19 protein-coding genes are annotated in these 22,261 nt (G+C 64.4%); 10 read left to right on the top strand and 9 right to left on the bottom strand.

The annotated features are described in order from the left end of the window. Positions 1 to 29 precede the first annotated feature (29 nt). The 4 genes from ACMGT0_RS11535 to ACMGT0_RS11520 all read right to left on the bottom strand — a co-directional run bounded on the left by ACMGT0_RS11535 (position 30) and on the right by ACMGT0_RS11520 (position 4,007). A complete protein-coding gene (locus ACMGT0_RS11535) occupies positions 30 to 809 on the bottom strand; it encodes an ABC transporter permease (protein ID WP_416772641.1) in 780 nt (259 codons plus the stop codon). 37 nt (positions 810 to 846) lie between these two features. Then, a complete protein-coding gene (locus tag ACMGT0_RS11530) occupies positions 847 to 2,196 on the bottom strand; it encodes an ABC transporter ATP-binding protein (protein ID WP_416772639.1) in 1,350 nt (449 codons plus the stop codon). Continuing rightward, positions 2,186 to 2,932, bottom strand: a complete 747-nt coding sequence (locus ACMGT0_RS11525) for an ABC transporter permease (protein WP_416773469.1) — start codon at positions 2,930 to 2,932, stop codon at positions 2,186 to 2,188. The genes ACMGT0_RS11530 and ACMGT0_RS11525 overlap by 11 nt, the downstream gene beginning before the upstream one ends. A gap of 154 nt (positions 2,933 to 3,086) precedes the next feature. Next, positions 3,087 to 4,007 (bottom strand): glycosyltransferase family 2 protein, encoded by a 921-nt coding sequence (locus tag ACMGT0_RS11520; RefSeq protein ID WP_416772637.1) that lies wholly within the window; start codon positions 4,005 to 4,007, stop codon positions 3,087 to 3,089. A 311-nt stretch (positions 4,008 to 4,318) separates the two neighbouring features. On the opposite strand from ACMGT0_RS11520, the gene ACMGT0_RS11515 reads away from it, so the two are divergent. From ACMGT0_RS11515 to ACMGT0_RS11470, 10 genes are all read left to right on the top strand, one after another. Beyond that, positions 4,319 to 4,675 (top strand): hypothetical protein, encoded by a 357-nt coding sequence (locus ACMGT0_RS11515; protein ID WP_054056597.1) that lies wholly within the window; start codon positions 4,319 to 4,321, stop codon positions 4,673 to 4,675. Between the two features lie 178 nt (positions 4,676 to 4,853). Then, on the top strand, positions 4,854 to 5,813 hold the full coding sequence (locus ACMGT0_RS11510; RefSeq protein ID WP_054056598.1) for an AAA family ATPase: 960 nt from the start codon (positions 4,854 to 4,856) through the stop codon (positions 5,811 to 5,813). A gap of 8 nt (positions 5,814 to 5,821) precedes the next feature. Continuing rightward, positions 5,822 to 6,766, top strand: a complete 945-nt coding sequence (locus ACMGT0_RS11505; protein WP_054063801.1) for a DUF58 domain-containing protein — start codon at positions 5,822 to 5,824, stop codon at positions 6,764 to 6,766. After that, entirely contained in the window at positions 6,763 to 7,257 is a 495-nt protein-coding gene (locus ACMGT0_RS11500; protein ID WP_054063802.1) for a DUF4381 domain-containing protein, read from the top strand. Before ACMGT0_RS11505 ends, ACMGT0_RS11500 begins: the two co-directional genes overlap by 4 nt. After that, positions 7,250 to 8,326, top strand: coding sequence for a vWA domain-containing protein (locus tag ACMGT0_RS11495; protein WP_416772633.1), 1,077 nt, complete (start codon positions 7,250 to 7,252; stop codon positions 8,324 to 8,326). Before ACMGT0_RS11500 ends, ACMGT0_RS11495 begins: the two co-directional genes overlap by 8 nt. Beyond that, positions 8,323 to 10,086, top strand: coding sequence for a tetratricopeptide repeat protein (locus ACMGT0_RS11490; protein WP_054063804.1), 1,764 nt, complete (start codon positions 8,323 to 8,325; stop codon positions 10,084 to 10,086). Before ACMGT0_RS11495 ends, ACMGT0_RS11490 begins: the two co-directional genes overlap by 4 nt. Continuing rightward, a complete protein-coding gene (locus ACMGT0_RS11485) occupies positions 10,086 to 11,732 on the top strand; it encodes a BatD family protein (RefSeq protein WP_416773465.1) in 1,647 nt (548 codons plus the stop codon). The genes ACMGT0_RS11490 and ACMGT0_RS11485 overlap by 1 nt, the downstream gene beginning before the upstream one ends. Before the next feature lie 159 nt (positions 11,733 to 11,891). Further along, positions 11,892 to 13,136, top strand: coding sequence for an exonuclease SbcCD subunit D C-terminal domain-containing protein (locus tag ACMGT0_RS11480; RefSeq protein ID WP_054063805.1), 1,245 nt, complete (start codon positions 11,892 to 11,894; stop codon positions 13,134 to 13,136). Continuing rightward, positions 13,133 to 16,774, top strand: coding sequence for an AAA family ATPase (locus ACMGT0_RS11475; protein ID WP_416772631.1), 3,642 nt, complete (start codon positions 13,133 to 13,135; stop codon positions 16,772 to 16,774). Before ACMGT0_RS11480 ends, ACMGT0_RS11475 begins: the two co-directional genes overlap by 4 nt. Next, a complete protein-coding gene (locus tag ACMGT0_RS11470; RefSeq protein WP_416772629.1) occupies positions 16,771 to 17,394 on the top strand; it encodes a glutathione S-transferase in 624 nt (207 codons plus the stop codon). The genes ACMGT0_RS11475 and ACMGT0_RS11470 overlap by 4 nt, the downstream gene beginning before the upstream one ends. Positions 17,395 to 17,415: 21 nt before the next feature. Here ACMGT0_RS11470 and ACMGT0_RS11465 read toward each other — a convergent pair whose 3' ends face one another. From ACMGT0_RS11465 to ACMGT0_RS11445, 5 genes are all read right to left on the bottom strand, one after another. Then, the gene (locus ACMGT0_RS11465; RefSeq protein WP_054059167.1) at positions 17,416 to 17,622 is read right to left on the bottom strand and encodes a hypothetical protein; all 207 of its coding nucleotides are present in this window, start codon (positions 17,620 to 17,622) and stop codon (positions 17,416 to 17,418) included. Between the two features lie 281 nt (positions 17,623 to 17,903). Then, complete coding sequence (locus ACMGT0_RS11460; protein WP_054059168.1) at positions 17,904 to 18,083, bottom strand: hypothetical protein; 180 nt, start codon at positions 18,081 to 18,083, stop codon at positions 17,904 to 17,906. 157 nt (positions 18,084 to 18,240) lie between these two features. Continuing rightward, positions 18,241 to 19,413: a lactonase family protein gene (locus ACMGT0_RS11455; RefSeq protein WP_054059169.1), complete on the bottom strand. Its 1,173-nt coding sequence runs from the start codon at positions 19,411 to 19,413 to the stop codon at positions 18,241 to 18,243. After that, a complete protein-coding gene (locus ACMGT0_RS11450; RefSeq protein ID WP_273820535.1) occupies positions 19,403 to 19,687 on the bottom strand; it encodes a DUF5629 family protein in 285 nt (94 codons plus the stop codon). Before ACMGT0_RS11450 ends, ACMGT0_RS11455 begins: the two co-directional genes overlap by 11 nt. Before the next feature lie 195 nt (positions 19,688 to 19,882). After that, entirely contained in the window at positions 19,883 to 22,258 is a 2,376-nt protein-coding gene (locus ACMGT0_RS11445; protein WP_054063808.1) for an efflux RND transporter permease subunit, read from the bottom strand. Between the last annotated feature and the right edge of the window lie 3 nt (positions 22,259 to 22,261).

Raw genomic sequence — 22,261 nt, 5'->3', positions numbered from 1 at the left:
CAAGATTCTTCAACTGTATGAATGCCATATCAGACCCAAAAGACGATGTTTTTTTTATACCGCCCAAAAACCACGACGGCCAAAATCCAGCCAGCCAGGCTGAGAACAGCCATGCTGCAGTAATCGAAGGTCTCGATCGGCAATGACAACAATGGATTCTTGACCAGGGAAAACAGCGTGGCGATGGGATTCAAGGCGAACCAGGAAAGACTGGAAACGACATCGGACTTCTTGTAGAGGATGGGCGTCATGAAGAACAGGATCGGCATCAACGCCTCGATACAAGGCCCAAGATCCCGAAACCTGGCCCCCAGGGTGGCGATCAACAAGGCGATCCACCAAAGATTCACGATAACCAGCAGAAGACCGAGCAACGCCCAGCCCACATTCGCAACGGTTGGAAAGCCATACAGGCAGAACACGATTAGAACAATCGATATATTGTGTGAGAAGTTGATCAGATGTTTGGAAAGCAAACGCAAGGTATGCAGTGACAGTGGCAACGAATAATTTCGAATGATGGCCGACTGATTGACAAAGCAATTCGACGATTCGGCAATGATCCCGGAAATCATGAACCACAGGACCAGGCCCACGGCGAGATTGGGCAGCATCGCCCGCAGCTCCAGGCCCATGACCGCACTCCATACCAACCCCAACCCAATGACGCCGAGCCCGGTACCCAGGGTGATCCACCAGGGCCCCAACGTACTTCTCGCGTAACGCGCCCGAGTGTCACCGAGGGCAAAACTCAACCAGATATCCCGCCTGGAGACTGCCGCAAGCAGATCCCTGAGTCCCTCCGTCATGGGTGGTTCCCTGTCTTTGTCGAATGCATGGAATTCTTCACAAGCCACTCCTGTTCAGGCCGCTGCCCACGAGGACAGTGTCGTGGGGCTCCTCCGCCAGAGGGTCATGGGTGGATCTGATCAGCAAGGCTTCGTCACACCAGTGCAACTGCCTATGATCGTTGCGCTCGCCATCGGCGATGGCGACCTGGATGACATAGTCGCCCCGGACCAGCCTCGGCATGGGAAACTCGAACGCCACCGACAGGCAGGCACCCGCCGCAGCGGCACCCGGCTTGCCCTGGGGACCGGTGCAGGCGTTATCGCCGAATAGTGTCTGGCCCAGGGCATCCCTGACGGAAAACCCGATGACGGGCTGTTCTATGTGGACATGCACCTCGGCTTCGATCGTGAGGGTGACCCGTTCGCCGCCGGCCACCCAACTCAAAGCGACACCGGCACGATCATTGAGCCCGACATGAACGATGCGTGCCTCCCGCCCACCAAAGGTTCCCGGGGCCTCGGGATCAAAACGGAACACCTGCAGATCGCCCGCCAGACCACAGGCATTGATCTCGCCGATACGCCGGGCCGGGGCCGGCGAAAACCAAGGACCGGTTGGTTTGAAAAGACGCCCATATCCATCCGCATCAGCCCGCCGACCGACCGCCGTCGAGGCCCGCAGGTCCTCCAGATAGGCCGCACAGACCGGGCCAGGCTCGCCGATCCGCCGCTGGGTGCCACGGTCCAACCAGATCACCCGATCACACAGGCCGGTGATCGCCGCGATATCGTGACTGACAAGAATCACCGAATGCCGCTGCTTGAACTCACGAAGAAAGCGCAGGCATCGTTCGACAAAGCCGTCCTCAGCAGCCGCCAGCGCCTCGTCAATCAGCAGGATATCGGCGTCGACATGAGCGATCACTGCAAACGCCAGGCGCACATGCATGGCGCTCGAATAGGTACTCGCCGGCTGCTCCATGAAGCCGCCGATATCGGCAAAGGCGGCAATCGCGGAAAACCGCTGGTCGATCTCCTCCTTGCCCAAACCATGCAGGGTAGCGACCAGGTAGACGTTTTCGCGCCCGCTGAGCCGAGGATCGAATCCGCTCCCCGACTCCAGCAACGCCGCAACACGCCCCGCGGCGAAAATGTGTCCCGAGCTGGGGCTCAGGGTCGCGTCGATGAGCTGCAACAGCGTTGACTTGCCGGCGCCGTTGCGGCCGACGATACCGATAGCCTCACCCCTGTGCATGTCGAACGAAACCTGCTCCAGTGCCCGGAACTCACGACAGGGGCAGTCACGTACCAACGGCAGCATCTGCAGCAGGCGGTCGCGGGGCCGACCATAGCGCCGGTAGCACTTGCCCACCTCCTCGACCCGCAGGACGATCTCAGAGGACATCGGAAAACCCTCCGCGAGTTCTCTGGAAAAACGCCAGTCCGCACCACGCCACCCCTGCACTGGCCAAGACTGACCACAACCAGGCAGAGATATCTGGCAACCGCCCCCAAAGCATCACCAGTCGGGCGTTCTCGATCACCTGGGCGAGCGGATTGAGACCCATGAGGGGACGAAAGGATTCGGGCACCGCCTCGATCGGATAGAAGACCGGCGACAGAAACAGCAGCGCGGTCAGCAATACGCCGACCAACGCACCCAGATTGCGCAGGTAGGTCCCCAACGATGCCAGGATCCAGGACAGCCCGAGGGTGAAGAGCGCCAGTGGCAGCACCACCAGCGGCAACAGCAGAGAGGTCAGGGGCGGTATCTGAAAAAACAGCCCGCACAGGATCAACCAGACGCAGAGATTGATCAGGAACTGGAGAACCGCCCCCGCCAGCAATGCCAGCGGCAATACCTCGAAAGGGAATGCGATTTTCTTCACGTAGTAGCCGTGGGCAAGCACCAGATGAGGTGACCGCCCCAGGCATTCGGCAAAAAGACTGAAAACGATCAAACCGATGAAGATCGTCAGGGAGAACGGCAGAAATAAACTGCCATCCGTTCGCCAATGAGACTGGAGCACCACCCCAAAGACAAAAACATAGATAGCCGACATGAACAGCAGATTGGCCAATGACCGCAACAGTTTCCCGAACGAACCATGGCAACGCCTGGAGAGTTCGTGCCGAACCAATATCAATATAAGACTTCGCTGGTGCCACAACCCTCTGGAAATATCGCTCGTTCTATTCGCGAGTGGGAGCATGCAGTCGAACCCCTGACAATAAAAAAACACCTGGCTTGCAACCAGGCCAGACAAATAGCCAATGAACATCAGATACGGCTGTTCAGATTTTCCTGATCAGCACCGCGAACATCAGCCCCAGGTTTCCAACAGGCGTCTGCCTGTGCACTCCGGAACGCCTGATACCCGAGATCCGGTGAAACAGCGGTTGCTCACGGGCGGTTTTGAAGAGCGACAATATTTCGACATTGCTTCTATCCAGGCGATGTCCCATCAATTCCAGGGCGCGGATGTTCTGCCGATTCCAGTCGTGAAAACGACCATGGACCAGCATGCGGATCCGATGGAGCCGGGCCAGCCACCCGGCATTGCTGCCGACCAGGTTGGCCTTGTGCTGGCGGTAGAGTGTCTTGGGTTGCGGGTCATAGAAGACCACTCCGTCCCGGGCCCCGGACACCAACTGGTAGGCCCACCAGTCATGGGAGGGAATGCAGACATCGGGCCCGGCTTCGCGCAGCAGTTCGCGGGCGGCATGGTTGAACACCATGGTGTTGCCACCCCCGATGTTCTGGACCAGCGCATTGGCGAAGTCCGGAGGCTGGGAGAAACAGGGAGACCGACCGGCGTCGATGCCCAATTCCGAGATCAACCGGGTACGCCCGCAATACAGCGCCGGCACATGCCCGGGTACACTCTGCAACCACATCAGCGCGGTTTCGAGCTTGTCTTCGTTCCAGATATCGTCCTGATCCGACCAGGCATAGAAATCCGCCTGAACTTCGGGACGAAAGGTCAATGACAGGAAGTTGGCGACAAAGCCCTTGCGCGGACCGGAAAAGACCTTCAGCCGTCCTGCTGGCCAATCACCGGTACAACTGTCGACTATTTCCAGTGTGGCATCACTGGAGCCATCATCGGATACCGCCAGGCTCCAGTTGCAATGACTCTGGCGTTCAAAGGAGTTGATCTGCTCGGCCAGAAATCGCTGGCCATTATAGGTGCACATCAGGATCGAGACTTTCAAGACCTTATTCCTCCGTGGAAGATTTTCGGGAAAATCTTGAACCGGACAACGCAGGAACTCGGCTTGGCGATGATTATCAAGACTTCGTCGCACATCGTCTACTGTCAGAAATGACAGGTCTATACGAGAACTCTGAACATAAAATGGAATGAGTGAAGTTAGAACTAAGACACTTCCTACATAATGCCTCCTGGCGGTCGGCGAAGCGAAACCGCGAGCCGATTGCCGGGCCGTCGCCATCGGTTCCTGAAAAATATTGCGGATACAGGCAAAATATCGCCTCTCCCCCGCTCCCCACAGGACACCAGCCCATGCCGTTCAGTACCGCCCACCTCATCGCCAACCCCTGCGACGATGAAGAAGACAACATGGCCATGCTCTGCTGCCACAGTGACAAGGGCGAGATGTTCCTGATGACCCGCTACCCGGACGAGGACGAGCTGGAAATCACCCTGGACGGCGAACCGTCGACCCTGGACGGGGTCAAGGTCACCTTCGGCGCCACCCGCCTGCTGATCGAAGTCGCACCGGGCGACGCCGATGCGCTCAATGGCGCGGACCACCTGGAAATCCTGCACCGCACCGACGCCGCGGAACTGGCCGAGATCGAGCAGACCCTCAGGAACATCCTGGAAGGTACCGGCACCTACGTCAGCGAACTGGGCTGAAAAGCGCAGGTGCGCTGCATCCGTGAGAAATGACTCTCAACAACGCAGGATTTTTCCCGAAAAATCAGAAAAATCCCGTTGTCCGTTAGTCGCCACGACCCTCGATGGATTAAAGTAACGCCCCCGGCGACGACATTTATCCGCATGCCGTCGCCCCCCTCTCCAGGAACACTCATCGATGGAACATCGTGAAGCGCTGCTGGCGCTGCGAACCTTTCTCTCAGCGCAGATTCTCGGCCAGGAAAAGCTCATCGAGCGCCTGCTGATCGCCCTGCTGGCCGACGGCCACATGCTGGTCGAGGGCGCCCCCGGCCTGGCCAAGACCAAGGCCATCAAGGAGCTGGCCGAAGGCATCGAAGCGCAGTTCCATCGCATCCAGTTCACGCCCGACCTGCTGCCCGCCGACATCACCGGTACCGAGATCTATCGGCCCGAAACCGGCAGCTTCGTGTTCCAGCAGGGGCCGATCTTCCACAACCTGGTGCTGGCCGACGAGATCAACCGGGCCCCGGCCAAGGTCCAGTCGGCGCTGCTCGAAGCCATGGCCGAGCGCCAGGTCAGCGTTGGACGCAGCACCTATGACCTGTCGCCACTGTTCCTGGTGATGGCGACCCAGAACCCGATCGAGCAGGAGGGCACCTATCCATTGCCGGAAGCCCAGCTCGACCGTTTCCTGATGCACGTCAAGATCGGCTTCCCGGATGCCGCCGTCGAACGGCGGATCCTGCAGCAGGCCCGCGGTGAAGCGCTCAACGGCGAGGCCAAGCCCGAACGCCGGGTCAGCCAGCAGGCGATCTTCGCCGCGCGCAAGGAAATCCTCGGCCTGTACATGGCCGACGCCGTGGAGGAGTACCTGGTCCAACTGGTGATGGCGACCCGCAGTCCCGCCAAGTTCGACGCGGAAATGGCCGAGTGGATCGCCTACGGCGCCAGCCCCCGCGGTTCGATCGCCCTCGACCGCTGCGCCCGCGCCCACGCCTGGATGGCCGGACGCGACTTCGTCAGCCCGGAAGATATCCAGGCGGTGCTGTTCGATGTACTGCGCCACCGCATCATCCTGTCGTTCGAAGCCGAGGCGGCGGGGATCGACCAGGATCGGGTCGTCCAGCGGATTCTCGACGTCGTCGCCGTCGCCTGACCCCGACAATGATCACCCCGCTACCCGCCGAGCCCGGCATCCGTACCACTCTCGCCGAGTTGATCGAGATGCGTCATCGCGTGCGCGAAGTACGGCTGTTCTCGACGCCGAGCCAGCGCAGCCCGCTGATCGGCCTGCACCATTCGAAACTGCGCGGCCGTGGTGTGGACTTCGACCAGGTGCGGGTCTACCAGGCCGGCGACGACGTGCGCACCATCGACTGGCGGGTCACCGCGCGAACCCAGGAACCGCATACCAAGCTGTTCCACGAGGAGCGCGAGCGACCGATTTTCATCCTCGTCGAGCAGAGCCGGCAATTGTTCTTCGGCTCCGGGCAGATGTTCAAATCGGTGCTCGCCGCCCAGGCCGCCAGCCTGATCGGCTGGGCCGCGCTGGGTCATAACGACCGGGTCGGCGGGCTGGTCTACGGCGACAACGAGCACTATGAAATCAAGCCGCGGCGCAGCAAGCAGAGCCTGTTGCAACTGCTCAACCGGCTGGTGCGGGTCAACCATTCGCTGCACACCGACGTCGCCGCCGGCCAGGATACCCTGGGCCAGGCGCTGATCCGTGCGCGGGAAGTGCTGCGCCCGGGCAGCCTGGTGATCGTGATCTGCGACGAGCGCGCGCTGACCGATGCCGCCGAACGTCAGTTGAGCCTGCTGTCGCGTCATTGCGACCTGTTGCTGCTGCCGGTGTCCGACCCGCTCGACCACGCCCTGCCCGCCGCCGGCCTGCTGCGCTTCGCCGACCGTGGCGCGCTGCTGGAGCTCGACACGCTGAACCCGGAACTGCGCCAGGCCTATCGTGCCCAGGGCGACGCGCGGGCCGCCCGCTGGGAACTGCTGGCGCAGAAGCTGCGGGTGCTGTTGATGCCCCTGAGCACCCAGGGCGAAATGGTCGAGCAGTTGCGCGAGTACCTCAACCCGCAACGGCCGGGAAAACCGTCATGAGCGGCCTGGACCAGTTGCAACCGCTGATCACCCCACCGGTACAGGGTTTCTGGCCGCCAGCACCGGGCTGGTGGCTGCTGATGCTGGCGATGCCGCTGCTGGGCGTCGGCCTCTGGTACCTGCGACGCTGGCTGCTGGCACGACGTCCGCTGCCGCGTGCCGAACAGCCGCTGGACCCGTTACGGCTGGCCGCGCTGGAGGAGCTCGCGCGCCTGCCCAAACCCTACGACGGCGCTCCGGCCGGCGCCTGGCTGCAGCAACTCAACGGACTGCTCAAGCGCCTGTGCCGCAACCACTACCCGGGCAGCCAGAGTCATACGCTCAATGGCCGCCAGTGGCTGGCCTTCCTCGACAACCGCTGCCCGGCCGCCGGCCTGACGCGCTGGATGGTGCTGGTGGAGGGCGCCTACAAGCCCGAGTGCAAACTCGACGACAAGGCCATCGCCGGCCTGAACCAGGCCATCGACACCTGGATCCGCAAGCATGTTTGAGTTCGCCTGGCCGTGGATCTTCGCCCTGTTCCCGCTGCCCTGGCTGCTGCGGCTGGTGCTGCCGGTGGCCGACAGCGGCGAGGCGGCGCTGAAGGTCAGTTTTCTTGCCGATCTCGAAACCCTGGCCCGCCGTCGTGCCCGCCTCAACCTGCCCGGCTGGCGCCAGCAGGCGCGCTTCGTGCTGCTCTGGCTGCTGCTGTTGATCGCCGCCGCCCGACCGCAGTGGCTGGGCGAACCCTTGCCGATCGCCGCCAGCGGCCGCGACCTGCTGGTCGCGGTGGACGTCTCCGGCTCCATGGAATATCCCGACATGCGCTGGCAAGGTGAAGACGTCAGCCGCCTGAGCCTGGTCCAGCACCTGCTGGGCGACTTTCTCGAAAGCCGCGAAGGCGATCGGGTCGGGCTGATCCTGTTCGGCAGCAAGGCCTACGTCCAGGCGCCGCTGACTTTCGACCGGCGCACCGTGCGGGTCTGGCTGGATGAAGCGAAGATCGGCATCGCCGGCAAGAACACCGCCATCGGCGATGCCATCGGCCTGGCCCTCAAGCGCCTGCGCCAGCGGCCGGCCCAAAGCCGGGTGCTGATCCTGGTGACCGATGGCGCCAACAACGGCGGCCAGATCGACCCGATCACCGCGGCCCGTCTGGCGGCCGAGGAGCAGGTGAAAATCTACCCGATCGGCATCGGGGCCGACCCGGAACAGAGCGGCAGCCTGTCGATGCTCGGACTGAACCCGAGCATGGACCTCGACGAACCGGCCCTCAAGGAAATCGCCCAGATCACCGGTGGCCAGTATTTCCGCGCCCGCGACGGCCAGGAACTGCAAAACATCCGCAGCACCCTGGACAAACTCGAACCGGTGGCCCAGCAACCGACCCAGGCCCGCCCCGCCCGCGCCCTCTATCACTGGCCGCTGGCCCTGGCATTGGCCCTGAGCCTGCTGCTGGTGGCCCGCGAGCAGTGGCCGGACAACCTGCTGCAACGCTGGCTGGCGCGTCGCCAGTTCCTCCCGCAGCACCCCGAGTGGCGTGAACGCCTCAAGCGCCTGCGCCTGCGGAGGCGCCGATGAGCGGCGAATTCCTCTCAGGCCTCTGGCCACACTGGTTCCGCCCCGCCTGGCTGGTGCTGTTGCCCCTGCTCGGCTGGTTGTTGTGGCGGCTCTGGCATCGGCAGAAACGGGCCGGACGCTGGCAGATGATCCTGCCGCCGGCCTTCCATCGCGTACTGCTCGGTGGCGGCAGCGGTCGCGAGAGCCGGCTGCCGTGGGTGGTCCTCGGCCTGGGCTGGGCCCTGGCCCTGCTGGCCCTGCTCGGCCCGAGCTGGCAGCGCATCGAGCAATCGACCCAGAAGCCCCAGGACCCGCTGGTGGTGCTGCTGGAGCTGACCCCGGACATGCTCGCCACCGATATCGCACCAAACCGCCTGGAACAGGCCCGGCGCAAGCTGTTCGACCTGATGCGCGCGCGCAGCGATGCGCAGACGGCGATCATCGTCTATGCCGGCAGCGCCCACACCCTGGTGCCGCTGTCCGATGACATGGGCACCAGCCGCAACCTGCTGGATGCGCTGAAGCCATCGATCATGCCCGAACCGGGCCATCGCGCCGACCTCGCGGTCGCCAAGGCGCTGACCCTGCTCGAACGCGGCGCCCAGGGCCAGGGACGGCTGCTGCTGATCGGCTCGTCCCTCAGTGAACAGGAACGCGAAGGCATCCGCCAGGCCCTGGCGCAACAGCCCCACAGCCTGCTGATCCTCGGTGTCGGTACGCGCGACGGTGCCCCGGTCGCCGAGGAGAATGGCGGTTTCCTCAAGGATGCCCAGGGCGCGATCCGCGTACCGCGCCTCGACAGCCCGGGCCTCAAGGCCTTCGCCACGGAAGTCGGCGGCCGCTATCGCCAGAGCCGTGTCGACGAAAGCGACCTGCGCGGCCTCGGCCTGCTCGACGGGCCACGGCATCTGCGCGACGATGGCCAGTTCGTCCAGCTCGACAGTTGGGAAGACCAGGGCTACTGGCTGCTGCTGCCCTTGCTGGTGCTGGCCGCCTGTGCCGGCCGGCGCGGCTGGCTGTTCTGCCTGCCGCTGTTGCTGATGTTCCCGCCACCGAGCCAGGCCTTCGAATTCACCGACCTGTGGCTGCGTCCGGATCAACAAGGCATGCGGCTACTGGAGCAGCAGCGCCCGCTGGAGGCGGCCAGGCATTTCGACGACCCGCAATGGCAGGGCCTGGCGCTCTACGAAGCCGGCGACTATACGGCAGCGGCCCGCAAGTTCGCCGAAGGCGACGATGCCAACGCCCATTACAACCGCGGCAATGCCCTGGCCCAGGGCGGCGAGCTGGAGGCCGCCCTGGACGCCTATGAACAGGCCCTGGAACGCCAGCCCGACCTGCGCCCGGCGCTGAGAAACAAGGCCCTGGTGGAGCAGATACTGGAAGAGCAACGCAGCCGCTCCGAACCCCAGCCGGTCAAGCCCGACGAAACCGCCGCCACCGGCGAGCCGTCCTCCACTCTGCACGACGCCTCCTCCAGCAGCGCCACACCCGCGCAGCCACAGGCAGCCGAGGCCGTGCCACAGACCCAGGACCCGCCGCCGAACACTGCATCGACCGATGCCTCGGCCGCGCCAACAGGTGATAATGAGGTACCGGGCAGCGAGCTGGACGACGAACGGACCACCCGCCCACCGCTGCGCAGCGCCGCGCAGAATATCGAGGGCGAACAGCGCCAGGCCCTCGAACAATGGCTGCGGCAGATCCCCGACGATCCGGGCGAGCTGCTCAGGCGCAAATTCTGGTACGAACAACAGCTCCATCAGGACAAGACCCGATGATCAACCGCTTTTCCGCCCTCTTGCTGTGGCTGCTCTGCTGGAGCCTGCCGGCCCATGCCGACGGGCTGCTCGCCAGCGTCGACCGCACGCGCGTGAATTCCGGTGAATCGGTGGAACTGACCCTGGAATCGCGGGATGTCACGCAGTTCGGCAAGCCGGACCTGGAGCCGCTGGCCGGCGAGTTCGAAGTGCGCGGCACGCGCCAGGTCAACCAGTTGACCACCCTGGGCGGCGACAAGCAGGCGACGACCCGCTGGATCATCACCCTGCTGCCACGACACAGCGGCGACGTGGTGATTCCCGCCTTGCAACTGGGCGAACTGCAGAGCCAGCCGATCACCCTGCAGGTGGTGCAGAGCGACCAGCAGGAACCGACCAACAGCCTGGCCTCGGTGTTCATCGAAACCAGCCTTGACCAGGACAGCGTCTATGTCCAGGCCCAGGCGGTGCTGACCCTGCGCATCTACCATTCGGTGTCGCTGTATGACGACAGCAACCTCAGCCCGCTGCAACTGGGCGATGCACGTATCGAGCAGTTGGGCGAATCGCGCACCTACGAGAAGCTGATCAACGGCGTGCGCCATGGCGTGATCGAGCTGCGCTATGCCATCTACCCGCAGCACAGCGGCAAGCTGGCGATTCCGGCGCTGGTGTTCAGCGCCACCCTGGCGGAGACCGGCCAGGGCCAGAATCAGGGCCAGACACCGGCCGGCCCCAAGCCCGGCAAGCTGATTCACGTCAGCTCGGCCGAGATGACCCTCGACGTCAAACCGCAACCGGCGGCCTGGCCCGCCGATGCACCATGGCTGCCGGCGCGCAGCCTGAGCCTGGGCGAAAGCTGGAGCCCGGAGCCGGACCACAGCCAGGTCGGCGACTCGCTGACCCGCAGCCTCACCCTCAAGGCCGAAGGCCTGTCCAGCGCCCAGTTGCCACCGCTGCCGGCCACCAGTATCAGCGGCCTGCGCCGCTACCCGGACCAGCCGCAACTGAGCAACCAGAACAGCGAACGCGGCCTGATCGGCAGTCGCGAAGAACGTGAAGCCCTGGTCCCGACCCACAGCGGCACCTTTGAGCTGCCGGCGATCAGCGTGGTCTGGTGGAACACCCACGAAGAGCACGTGGAGCGCACCACCCTGCCGGCGCGCAGCCTGCAGGTCACGAACAACCCGAGCCTGGCAGTGGATACGCCGGTCAACAGCGTACCGGCGAACATCGCCGCCGACGCGGCGAGCCTGTGGATCTGGAAGCTCAGCACGCTGCTGCTGGCCTGCACCACCCTGCTCGGCTTCGGCCTGTGGTGGCGCGCCCGCTCGCAGCCGGCGGTGCACCGCGCCGCCCAGGCCGGACCGAGCCCGCGGACCCTGCTCGACGACCTCAAGCGCACCTGCCTGGCCAACGATCCCCAGGCCACGCGCCAGGCGCTCGATGCCTGGGCCCGGCAGCAGCCGGAGACCCTGGCCGAGATGGCCGCGCGCTTCGTACCGCTGTCCGATGCCCTGGACGGCCTGAATGGCGCGTTGTACAGCGAGACCGGCCAGTACTGGCAAGGCGAGGAACTGTGGCGGGTGGTTCGCGCCATCCCGGCGGCCGAACGGGTCCAGGCCCCGGTCGGCGACAGCGGGCTACCGCCGCTGTACCCCAAGTAAGCCCGGCACAGGGGAAGGCGAAAAAAGGGCGCCAAGGCGAAATTTCCTGATGCCTCAAAACCCGTATCGCCACTCCCCGCGGATTTACCAGTAGACTTGTCGGTCTTTCGCACCGCCACCTTGTCCTGAGCGGTCGCCACCGTCTTCGCGGAGTTTGCCTTGCGCCTGTTTCATACCTCCGACTGGCACCTGGGCCAGAACCTTCATGGCCAGGAACGGGATTTCGAACACGCCTGCTTCCTGACCTGGCTGCTCGCCCAGCTGGCCAGCCAACGACCGGACGTACTGCTGATCGCCGGCGATATCTTCGACACCGTCAACCCGCCGGTCAAAGCCCAGGAGCGCCTCTACGACTTCATCGTCAGCGCCCACGAGCAACAGCCGCAACTGACTATCGTGATGATTGCCGGCAACCACGACTCCGGCTCCCGCATCGAACTGCCGGCGCCGCTGATGCGCCGCCTGCGCACCCACGCCCTGGGCCGGGTGCTCTGGCTAGAGGACGGCCAGCTCGACAGCGAGCGCCTGCTGATCCCGCTGCCCGCCGCCAACGGCGAGATCGCCGGCTGGTGCCTGGCCCTGCCCTTCCTGCGCCCGGCCGAAGTCACCGGCGCGCTGCTGGGCGACGATTACCTGCGTGGCATCGGCCAGGTCCACCGCTGGCTGATCGAGGCGGCCAAGGCCAGGCGCCAGCCCGGCCAGGCACTGGTCGCCATCAGCCACGCGCACATGGCCGGCGGCTCGGTTTCCGAAGACTCCGAACGCAGCCTGATCATCGGCAGCGCCGAGGCCCTGCCCGCCAGTCTGTTCGATGCCAGCGTCAGCTACGTCGCCCTGGGTCACCTGCACAAGCCGCAGAAGGTCAACGGCGAAGAACGTATCCGCTACAGCGGCTCACCCATCCCGCTGTCGTTCTCGGAGATCGGCTACAAACACCAGATCCTCGATATCGTGCTCGACGGCGAAACCCTGGTCAGCGTCGAACCACGCCTGGTACCACGCGCCGTCGACCTGCAACGCCTGGGCCCGCTGCCCTTCGCCGAAATCCTGGAAAGGCTCGCCGAGCTGCCCGATGTCGACCTGCTGGCCGACCTGCAACGCCAACCCTGGCTGGAGGTGCGGGTACGCCTCGACGAACCGCAGCCGGACCTGCGCCAGCAGATCGAAAGTGCCCTGCAGGGCAAGGCCGTGCGCCTGGTGCGCATCGCCGCCGAATACGCCGGCCGCGGTGCACGCGAAGACGAGGAAGATAACGCACGCCTGGTCGAGCTCGACCAGCTCAGCCCCCAGGACCTGTTCAGCCGCGCCTGGCAGGACCACTACGGCAACGAAGTGGACGCGCAGACCCTCGATGACTTCGCCCTGCTGTTGCAGGAAGTGCAGCTGGAGGACGAGCAGCCATGAAGATTCTTGCCATTCGCCTGAAGAACCTCGCCTCCCTGGCCGGCCCGTTCGAACTGGACTTCACCGCCGAGCCGCTGGCCAGCACCGGCCTGTTCGCCATCACCGGACCGACCGGCGCCGGCAAGAGCACCCTGCTCGACGCCCTCTGCCTGGCACTGTTCGGCGCCGTCCCCCGGCTGAACACTGCCTCGCGCGATGCCAAGGTGCCGGATGCCGATGGCGAAATCAGCACCGGCGATCCCCGCACCCTGTTGCGCCGCGGTACCGGTGCCGGCTTCGCCGAAGTCGATTTCGTCGGGATCGACGGTCGCCGCTACCGCGCCCGCTGGGAAGCCAACCGCGCCCGGGACAAGGCCAATGGCAAGCTGCAGGCCAGCCGCCAGAGCTTGCGCGACCTCGACAGCGATCAGTTGCTGGCCAGCCAGAAAGGCGAATATAAGGCCCAGCTGGAAGCCTGCCTCGGCCTGAACTTCGAGCAGTTCACCCGCGCCGTGCTGCTGGCCCAGAGCGAGTTCAGCGCCTTCCTCAAGGCCGATGACAACGAACGCAGTGAACTGCTGGAAAAGCTCACCGACACCGCGCTCTACACTCGCCTCGGTCGCCGCGCCTTCGACAAGGCCAAGGAAGCCCGCGAAGCCCACAAGCTGTTGCAGGACCAGGCGGTGGGCCTCACCCCGATGAGCCCCGAAGCCCGCGCCGAACTCGACGAACGCTTCGACAGCGCGCAGCGACAGTTGGAACTGCACAAGGCCCGACTGCGCCAGCTCGAACAGCAGCACGGCTGGCTCAAGGAATTGCAGCAGTTGCAGGACGCCCGCCAGGCGGCTGCCGAACAACTGGAAAGCCTCCGGCAACAAGAGCAGGCACTGGCCGACGAGCGCCTGAAGCTGACACGGCTGGAGCAGTTGGCCCCGCAACGGCACCAGTTTGCCCGCAAGCTGGAAATCGATGGGCAACTGCCGCCCCTGGCCGAGCAGATCACGCAGCAGCGCCAGCAGCATGAGGCGCTGAGCGAACGCCAGGCACAGCTGGAACAGGCTCTGACCACCGCCCAGGCCGCACTGAACAGCGCGCAACAGCAGCAGAGCGGCAGCGCCCCGCTGCTGCGCCAGGCCTTCGACGAGCAAGGCAACCTCGCCCGACTGGCCAGGGATGCGGCACTCGCCGCCCAGGCACAAGACACTGCGCAGCAGGCCCGGGACCAGGGCCAGGCGACCATCCAGGCCCTGCAGGAGCGGCAGCAGCAGATTGCCGAGCGCCTGCAACAGATTGCCACGCAACTGGAGCACAGCAGCGATCTCGCGCCCTTGAGCGAGGCCTGGACCGCCTACCGCGACCGCCTGCAGCAGTTGATGCTGATCGGCAACCGGCTCAACCAGGGCCAGGCCGAACTGGCCGGCCTCGAACGCACCGCCGGCGAAACCGCGCAGGCGCTGGGCACCCAGAAACAGCAACTGGAAGTCCTCTATCAGGAGGCTGCCGCTGAACCGGACGCCGTGGCCGAGCAGATCGGCATTCTCGGCAGCCTGCTGCAGGACAACCGCAAGCAGTTGCGGGCCGTCGAGGACCTGGCCCGGCTATGGTCCAGCCAAAAGGACCTGGACCAACGCGCCGCCCAATTGCAGCAACGCCTGAGCAGCGCCCAGCAGGAGCGTGAGCGCCTGACCCAGGACGGAGTCAGGGCCAAGGCCGAACTGGAGGTGGCCGAACAGACGCTCAACGTCACCCGCGAACTGCTCGAACGTCAACGCCTGGCCCGCAATGCCAGCGTCGAGGAACTGCGCGCACAGTTGCAGGATGACCAGCCCTGCCCGGTCTGCGGCAGCCACGAACATCCCTACCATCAGCCCGAGGCACTGCTGCAGAGCCTTGGCCGCCACGATGAAAGTGAACAGGCCAATGCCCAGGCTGCCGTGGACCGGCTCAAGGAACGGCTTACCGAACTGCGTGCCGAGGTGGGTGGGCTGATCGCCCAGCAGAAGGAACTGCTGGCCCAGCAGGAGCACTTGACGAGCCAGCAGCAGGCCCTGGCGCCCAGCCTGGAAGCGCATCCGCTGGCGGCCCAACTGCTGGACCAGCACGCCGACCAGCGCGATGCCTGGCTGGAGCGGCAAACCAGCCAGTTGAACCAGAACCTGACACGCGACGAGCAGCGCCAGAACGCCCTGCTCACCCTGCAGCAGGACGCCGCGCGACTGACCCAGCAACTGCGCCAGGCCGAAGCCGCGCACCAGCAGGCCGCCGGGCAACTGGAGCAGCAGCAGCGCGAACTGGCCGGCGACCGCCAGCGCCTGGACGATGAACTGGCGGCCTTCGCCACCCTGCTGCCGGCCCCGACCCTGGAGGCCCTGCGCAACGAACCGGCGGCGACCTTCCTGCAACTGGACCGGCAGCTGGCCGAGCGCCTGCAGCAACGGGAACAGCAACGCGATGAACTGGCCGAACAGCAACAGCGCCAACAGGCCCTGGAGCTGGAACTGGAGCGCCAGCAAAGCCGCGAACAGCAGTGGCAAGGCGCAAGGCAACAGTTCGAGGCACTGGCCGCGCAGCAGCAGGCCAGCCAGCAGCAACTGAGCCAACTGCTCGGTGGACACGACAGTGCCGATCACTGGCAGCAGCAACTCGAGCAGGCGGTGGAACAGGCGCGCCAGGCCGAGAGCAGCACCACCCAGGCGTTACAGGACACGCGCACGCAACGGGTACAAATCGCGACCGAGCTCAAGGCCCGGGAGGAGCATCAGCAGGCCCTGGAACAGGAGGCCAACGCGCTGGCGGGGAAGATCGCCGAATGGCGCACCGGCCACCCGGAACTGGACGACAGCGCCCTGCAGAGTTTGCTGGCACTGGACGACAGCCAGGTCGCCGAGCTGCGCCAACACCTGCTGCGCAACGAAAAGGCCGTCGAACAGGCCCAGGTTCTGCTGCAGGAGCGCGAACAGCGCCTGCAGGCGCACCAGGCCCAGCACAACGGCAACCCCGACGCCGAGCAGTTGGCCAGCGCCTTGGCCGACTGTCAGCAGCAGTTCGCCGCCAGCGAACAGCACTGCGCCGAACTGCGGGCCGAACAGGTCGACGACCAACGTCGGCAGGATGCCAACCAGGCGCTGGCGCAGCGCATTGCCCATGCCTATGCCGAGTACCAGCGCTGGGCGCGCCTGGATGCGCTGATCGGCTCGGCGACCGGCGACCGCTTCCGCAAGCTGGCCCAGGCCTACAACCTCGACCTGCTGGTCCACCATGCCAACGTGCAACTGCGTCAGTTGGTGCGGCGCTACCGCCTCAAGCGCGGCGGCAGCATGCTCGGGCTGCTGGTGCTGGACACCGAAATGGGGGACGAACTGCGCTCGGTGCATTCGTTGTCCGGCGGCGAGACGTTCCTGGTGTCGCTGGCCCTGGCCCTCGGGCTTGCCTCGATGGCTTCGAGCACGCTGAAGATCGAATCGCTGTTCATCGACGAGGGCTTCGGCAGCCTCGATCCGCAATCGCTGCAACTGGCGATGGACGCCCTCGACGGTCTGCAGGCCCAGGGGCGCAAGGTCGCAGTGATTTCCCACGTGCAGGAAATGCACGAACGCATCCCGGTGCAGATCCAGGTGCAACGCCAGGGCAACGGCCTGAGTACCCTGGAGGTGAAATGAAAACGGCGCTGCTCTACTCCTTCCGCCGCTGCCCCTACGCCATGCGTGCGCGCCTGGCGCTGCGCTACTCGGGCGTGGCGGTGCAGATCGAGGAAGTCAGCCTCAAGGCCAAGCCGGCGGCGATGCTCGCGCTGTCAGCCAAGGGTACGGTGCCGGTGCTGGCCTGCGGCGATGGGCAGGTGATCGAACAGAGCCTGGAGATCATGCACTGGGCGCTGGCCCGGCATGACCCTGAAGATTGGCTGCTACAGGGCGACCCGCTGGCCGCCCGGGCCGCAATGGCCCTGATCGAGGAAAACGACGGCGACTTCAAGCGGCGGCTGGACCGCTACAAATACGCGGTGCGCTACCCGGCGTTTCCGATGGAGCACTACCGGGCCGAGGCCGAGCCGTTCCTGCGTAAACTGGAAGATCTGCTGCAACAGCGCGACTGGTTGATGGCCGAGCATCGCAGCCTGGCTGACATGGCCCTGGCCCCCTTTGTCCGGCAGTTCGCCCATGTCGATCGGGAGTGGTTCGCGCAGACACCCTATCGGCGACTGCGGGACTGGCTGGAGCGGTTTCTCGCCTCACCGCTGTTTATCGCGGTAATGGCCAAGCCGGCTACAGCTGCCGACTGACCCGCTAGCGTCAGCCGTGAATCAGGCCCCGGCGTCGGCGTTGTGCGCGAGCACGCCGGCGGACTGAGTCTTGTGTTCGAGCGGAATGCTCGGCGTCGCCAACTGGATCGCCGCATCGTCCGAGCCGTGCAGCAGGCTCGACAGACTGATGACGAGCACCAGCGCCACATACAGGCCAATAGCCAGGTAGGCGCCGTGTCGGGCAGATGTCAGGAGGTTGCTGGCCATGGTGTTCTTTCTCCACAGGCGAATGTCATGCCTATAGGATCCATCATAACCGCATAACTAAGTAGGCAACTATTTAAATAGTCGTTATCAGCAATATTAATCGCCAAGAGTCAATAAGCCAGCGTCAAATTTAATCCCGGCTTATATGAATCCTGTTATCGGGTTGAAACAAAAACGGCAGAAACGACAACGCCGGGGCGAATTCACTCTCATGGCAGGCGGTCAATGGACCAACTGCCGAATGAGTGCATTCGCTCCGGCGTTGCGGGCTGGTTCAGCGCTCAGTGTTGAGCCTTGTGATCCAGGGCGGCGTAGAAGTTGGCGCTTTGTTGCAGGTACTTGGGGGTGTAGCTCTGGGTATGGGATTTTTTCTCGCTGATCTCGACGCTGGCACTGGCTGGCAGGGCAACGCTGGCAGAGATGGCGGAAGCGGCGATGATGGAGAAGAGATTGAAGTTCATGTCGAAAACCCTCGAATGTCAGTTGGCTTGCTTGCCCTTTCAGGCCGTGAGTCCAAAGTACATCCGAGAGCTGTTCGGGTTGAAATTCATTGCAGCAGTAGCGGATATCAGCGTGATTAATAGAAGTGCAAGCCCCTTGTAAACCGGGGCCTGCGGTCTATTGTCGCGGCAGGAAGCCGAGGTAGCTCGGCGCCTCGAAGGGCAAGGTCTGCACGGTTTTGCCCAACAGGCCGGTGTCGGCATCGCGCTCGATGACCACGATCTGGTTGCTCTTCTGGTTGGCCACCAGCAGGAACCTGCCGCTCGGATCGAGGGTGAACTCACGCGGGTGATCGCCTTCCACCGAACGCCGTTGCAGTTCCTTGAGCTCGCCGCTGGCCGGGTCGATGGCGAACACCAGCAACTGGTTGGCGGTGCCACGGTTGCTGGCATAGAGGAACTTGCCGTCCTTCGAGGCATGCAGGGCCGCGGCGGCCTTGTCCGACAGCGGCTGCTGGTCAGCCAGTTCCACCCGCTGCTTCTGGGTGAGCTTGCCGTCCTGGTAGTCGAACACGGTGATCTGCGCGCTCATTTCGGTGCTCAGCCAGGCATGCTTGCCATCGGCGCTGAACAGCAGGTGTCGTGGACCACTGCCCGGCGGCAATTGCACGTAGGCCGGGTTGGCCGGGGTCAGCGGCCGTTCCGGGTTGGCCTTGGGGTCATACCGGTAGACGAAAATCCTGTCCGCACCCAGGTCGCTGGCGAAGACGAAACGCCCGTCCGGCGACGACACCACCGAATGCACATGGGCCGAAGCCTGCCGCTCCAGGTTGACCAGGCTGGCCGGGTGGCTGCTGAGCTGGACCGGCGGCGACAGCTTGCCCTTGGCATCCACCGGCAGTACCGCCAGGCTGCCGCCCGGATCTTCCAGTACCGAATAGTTGGCGACGAACAGGTAGCGCTGGTCGCCGCTCAGGCTGGCATGGGTCGGCTCGCTGCCCAGGCTCTGCACCTGGTTGATCGGCTTGAGCTGGTGGCTCCTGGGGTCGATCGAGTAGCTGCTGACCCGGCCGACCGGGTCCTTCTGGCCGGGGCCGTTTTCATTGACCGCGTACAGCCGACGCTGGTCGCCGGAGAGGGTCAGCCAGGAAGGATTGGCGGTCTTGATCACCTGCAGCGGCTTGGGGTCGAGCTTGCCGGTGCGGCTGTCGAACTGCAGGCGGTAGATGCCTTCGCTCCTGCCGGCGGTGTAGGAGCCGACCAGCAACTGGACGGTGTCGCCTGGGGCCGCCAGGACCGGCATCGAGCCGATGCTGCCGGCCATCAGCAGGGGCCAGAACTTACGCATCATCCTGTTCATCCTCCGCTTGCTCCCGGGCACTGAACGCACTCAGGCACACCAGGCGATGCTCGCCGGAGTCGCCGACCACGACCCAGCTCTGCAGGGTCTCGTCGAAGGTGGCCGCCTGCACCTGGGCCAGGCTGAAGCTCCAACGCTTGGCGGCGCGCCCATCCATGCACTCGATCAGCAGGCCGGCATCGTCGAGGGTGAAATCGAAGGCGTGCAGGCCGTCGATTTCCAGCATGTCGCAGGCTTCAAGGGCAGTGGGCAAGGTGTCGATCATGGCGGTTTCTATCATTTTTCGGGAAAGGGGCAATGATAGGCGATATTGCGTCGCAGCGGGTGCCCGCCAGGGGCGGTTCGCGGGCAGGCCCGACGCCTACAGGTCCGTGCCAGGCACAAGACCGAGGTGCACACCGCCCCTGTAGGAGCTGGCGGTGCGGCGATCCGACTTGCCCGCGAAGCTTTTCTGACGGTCTCAATGGGCCAGCAAGGATCCCCCTACCTTGCCCGCCAGCTTCTGCGGCTTGATCAGGAACCGCGCCAGCGCCGGCAGCAGCCACAGCGCCCCGAACATGTTCCACAGGAGCATGAAGGTCAGCATCAGGCCCATGTCGGCCTGGAACTTGATCGCCGAGAAGATCCAGGTGCAGACACCGATCGCCAGGCACAGGCCGGTGAACAGCACCGCCTTGCCGGTGGAACGCAGGGTCTGGTAGTAGGCCTCCTGCAACGACAGCCCGGCACGCAGGAAACTCTCCAGGCGGCTGTAGATGTAGATCCCGTAGTCCACGCCGATGCCCACGCCCAGCGCCACCACCGGCAGGGTCGCGACCTTCACGCCGATCCCCATGAAGGCCATCAGCGCGTTGCCCAGCACCGAGGTCAGCACCAGCGGCAGGACGATGCACAGGGTCGCCGCCCAGGAGCGGAAGGTGATCATGCACATGGCCGCGACGCAGATGTACACCAGGATCAGAATGGTCAGTTCCGCCTGTTTGATCACCTCGTTGGTCGCCGCCTCGATCCCGGCGTTACCGGCCGCAAGCAGGAATTCCAGGCCCTCCCTGCTGTTCTCCTTGGCAAAGTCCTGCACCGCATGAACCGCCCGGTCCAGCGTGGCAGCCTTGTGGTCGTTGAGGAACACCAGCACCGGCGCCAGCGAGCAGTCGGCGTTGTACAGGCCATCGGCGCGGGAGATGGAGTTGTTCAGCACATCCGGGTTGCGCGACAGGGTCTCCCACTTCAGGTTGCCCTCGTTCATGCCCTTGATCATCTGCTTGGACACGGTCACCAGGGAGATCGCCGACTGCACGCCCTCGGTGTTCTGCATCTTCCACATCAGTTCGTCGATCGGGGCCATGGCCGCGTAGCGCGAGCAACCCTCGGACGTGGTCTTGACCATCACCACCAGCACGTCGGAGCTGGTGGAGTAGTTGTTGATGATGAAGCTGTTGTCCTTGTTGTAGCGCGAGTCGGGACGCAGCTCCGGCGCACCCTGGTCGAGGTCGCCGATCTTCAGGTTCTGGCTGTACCAGAGGCCGCCACCGAAGGCCAGCAGGGCCAGGAAAATCGACACCGGGGCCACCCGGGGGCTGGCGAAGTTCGACAGCAGGCGCCAGAACGGGTGTTCGCGGGTCGCGTCCTTCTTGCTGCGCTCGACCGCCTTGCCGCTGATGCCGACATAGGAAATCGCCACCGGCAACAGGATCAGGTTGGTGAACACGATCACCGCCACGCCGATCGACGCGCCGATCGCCAGTTCGCGGATCACCCCGATATCGATGATCAGCAGCGTGATGAAGCCCACGGCATCGGCCAGGATCGCGATCATCCCCGGCAGGAACAGTTGCCGGAAGGTTCGCCGCGCCGCCGTCAGGGCATTGTCGGCCTCACTGGACTGCAAGGCGATACCGTTGATTTTCTGCACGCCGTGGGAGATGCCGATGGCGAAGATCAGGAACGGCACCAGCATCGAGTACGGATCCAGGCCGAAACCGGCGGCATGCATCAGCCCCAGTTGCCAGATCACCGCCACCAGGGTGGTGATCAGCACCGCGATGGTGCTGCGGATACACCAGGTGAACCAGTACAGCAGCACCAGGGTGATGACGAAGGCCACGCCGAAGAACATCACCACCATGATCAGGCCGTCGATCAGGTCGCCGACCTTCTTGGCGAAACCGACGATGTGGATCTTCACGTTGGGGTTCTGCGCTTCGAACTTGTTGCGGATCTTCTCTTCGAGCTGGTGGGAAAACTTCTGATAGTCCAGTTTGAGCAGCCTGCCCTGGTCCTGCGGGTCCGGGTAGGACTCCAGCAGCGGGATATCGACGATGCTCGACTTGAAGTCGTTGGCCACCAGGCGCCCGACCTGGCCGGACTTGAGCACGTTGTTGCGCAGCTGGTCGAGACTGTCGGCCGAGCCGTTGTAGCTCTGCGGGATCACCTCGCCGCCGGCGAAGCCCTCCTCCGTCACTTCGGTCCAGCGCACGCTGGGGCTCCACAGCGACTTGAGGCCGGAGCGATCGACACCGGGGATGTAGAACACCTCGTCGTGGATCTGGCGCAGGGTGTCCATGTATGCCTTGCTGAAGATGTCGCCGTCCCGGGCCTCCACCGAAATGCGCACGGTGTTGCCGAGGTTGGCCAGGTCGTTGCGGTGCTCCATCATCTTTTCAATGAACGGATGCTTGAGCGGAATCATTTTCTCGAAGCTGGTGGACGGACGGATCAGCGTCGCCTGCCAGAACAGGAAGATGCTGACCAGCAGGCAGATCACGATCACTGCCGGGCGGTTGTTGAAAATCAGGCGTTCGAGAAACGTCGCCTTGTCCTGATGATGACTGCTCATGTG

Origin of the sequence: Pseudomonas sp. RHF3.3-3 (genome assembly GCF_048069595.1) — a bacterium.
Lineage (GTDB): Bacteria > Pseudomonadota > Gammaproteobacteria > Pseudomonadales > Pseudomonadaceae > Aquipseudomonas > Aquipseudomonas fuscovaginae_B.
Note: the sequence above shows the minus strand (reverse complement) of the source record. Positions and strands in the feature narration are given on the sequence as shown.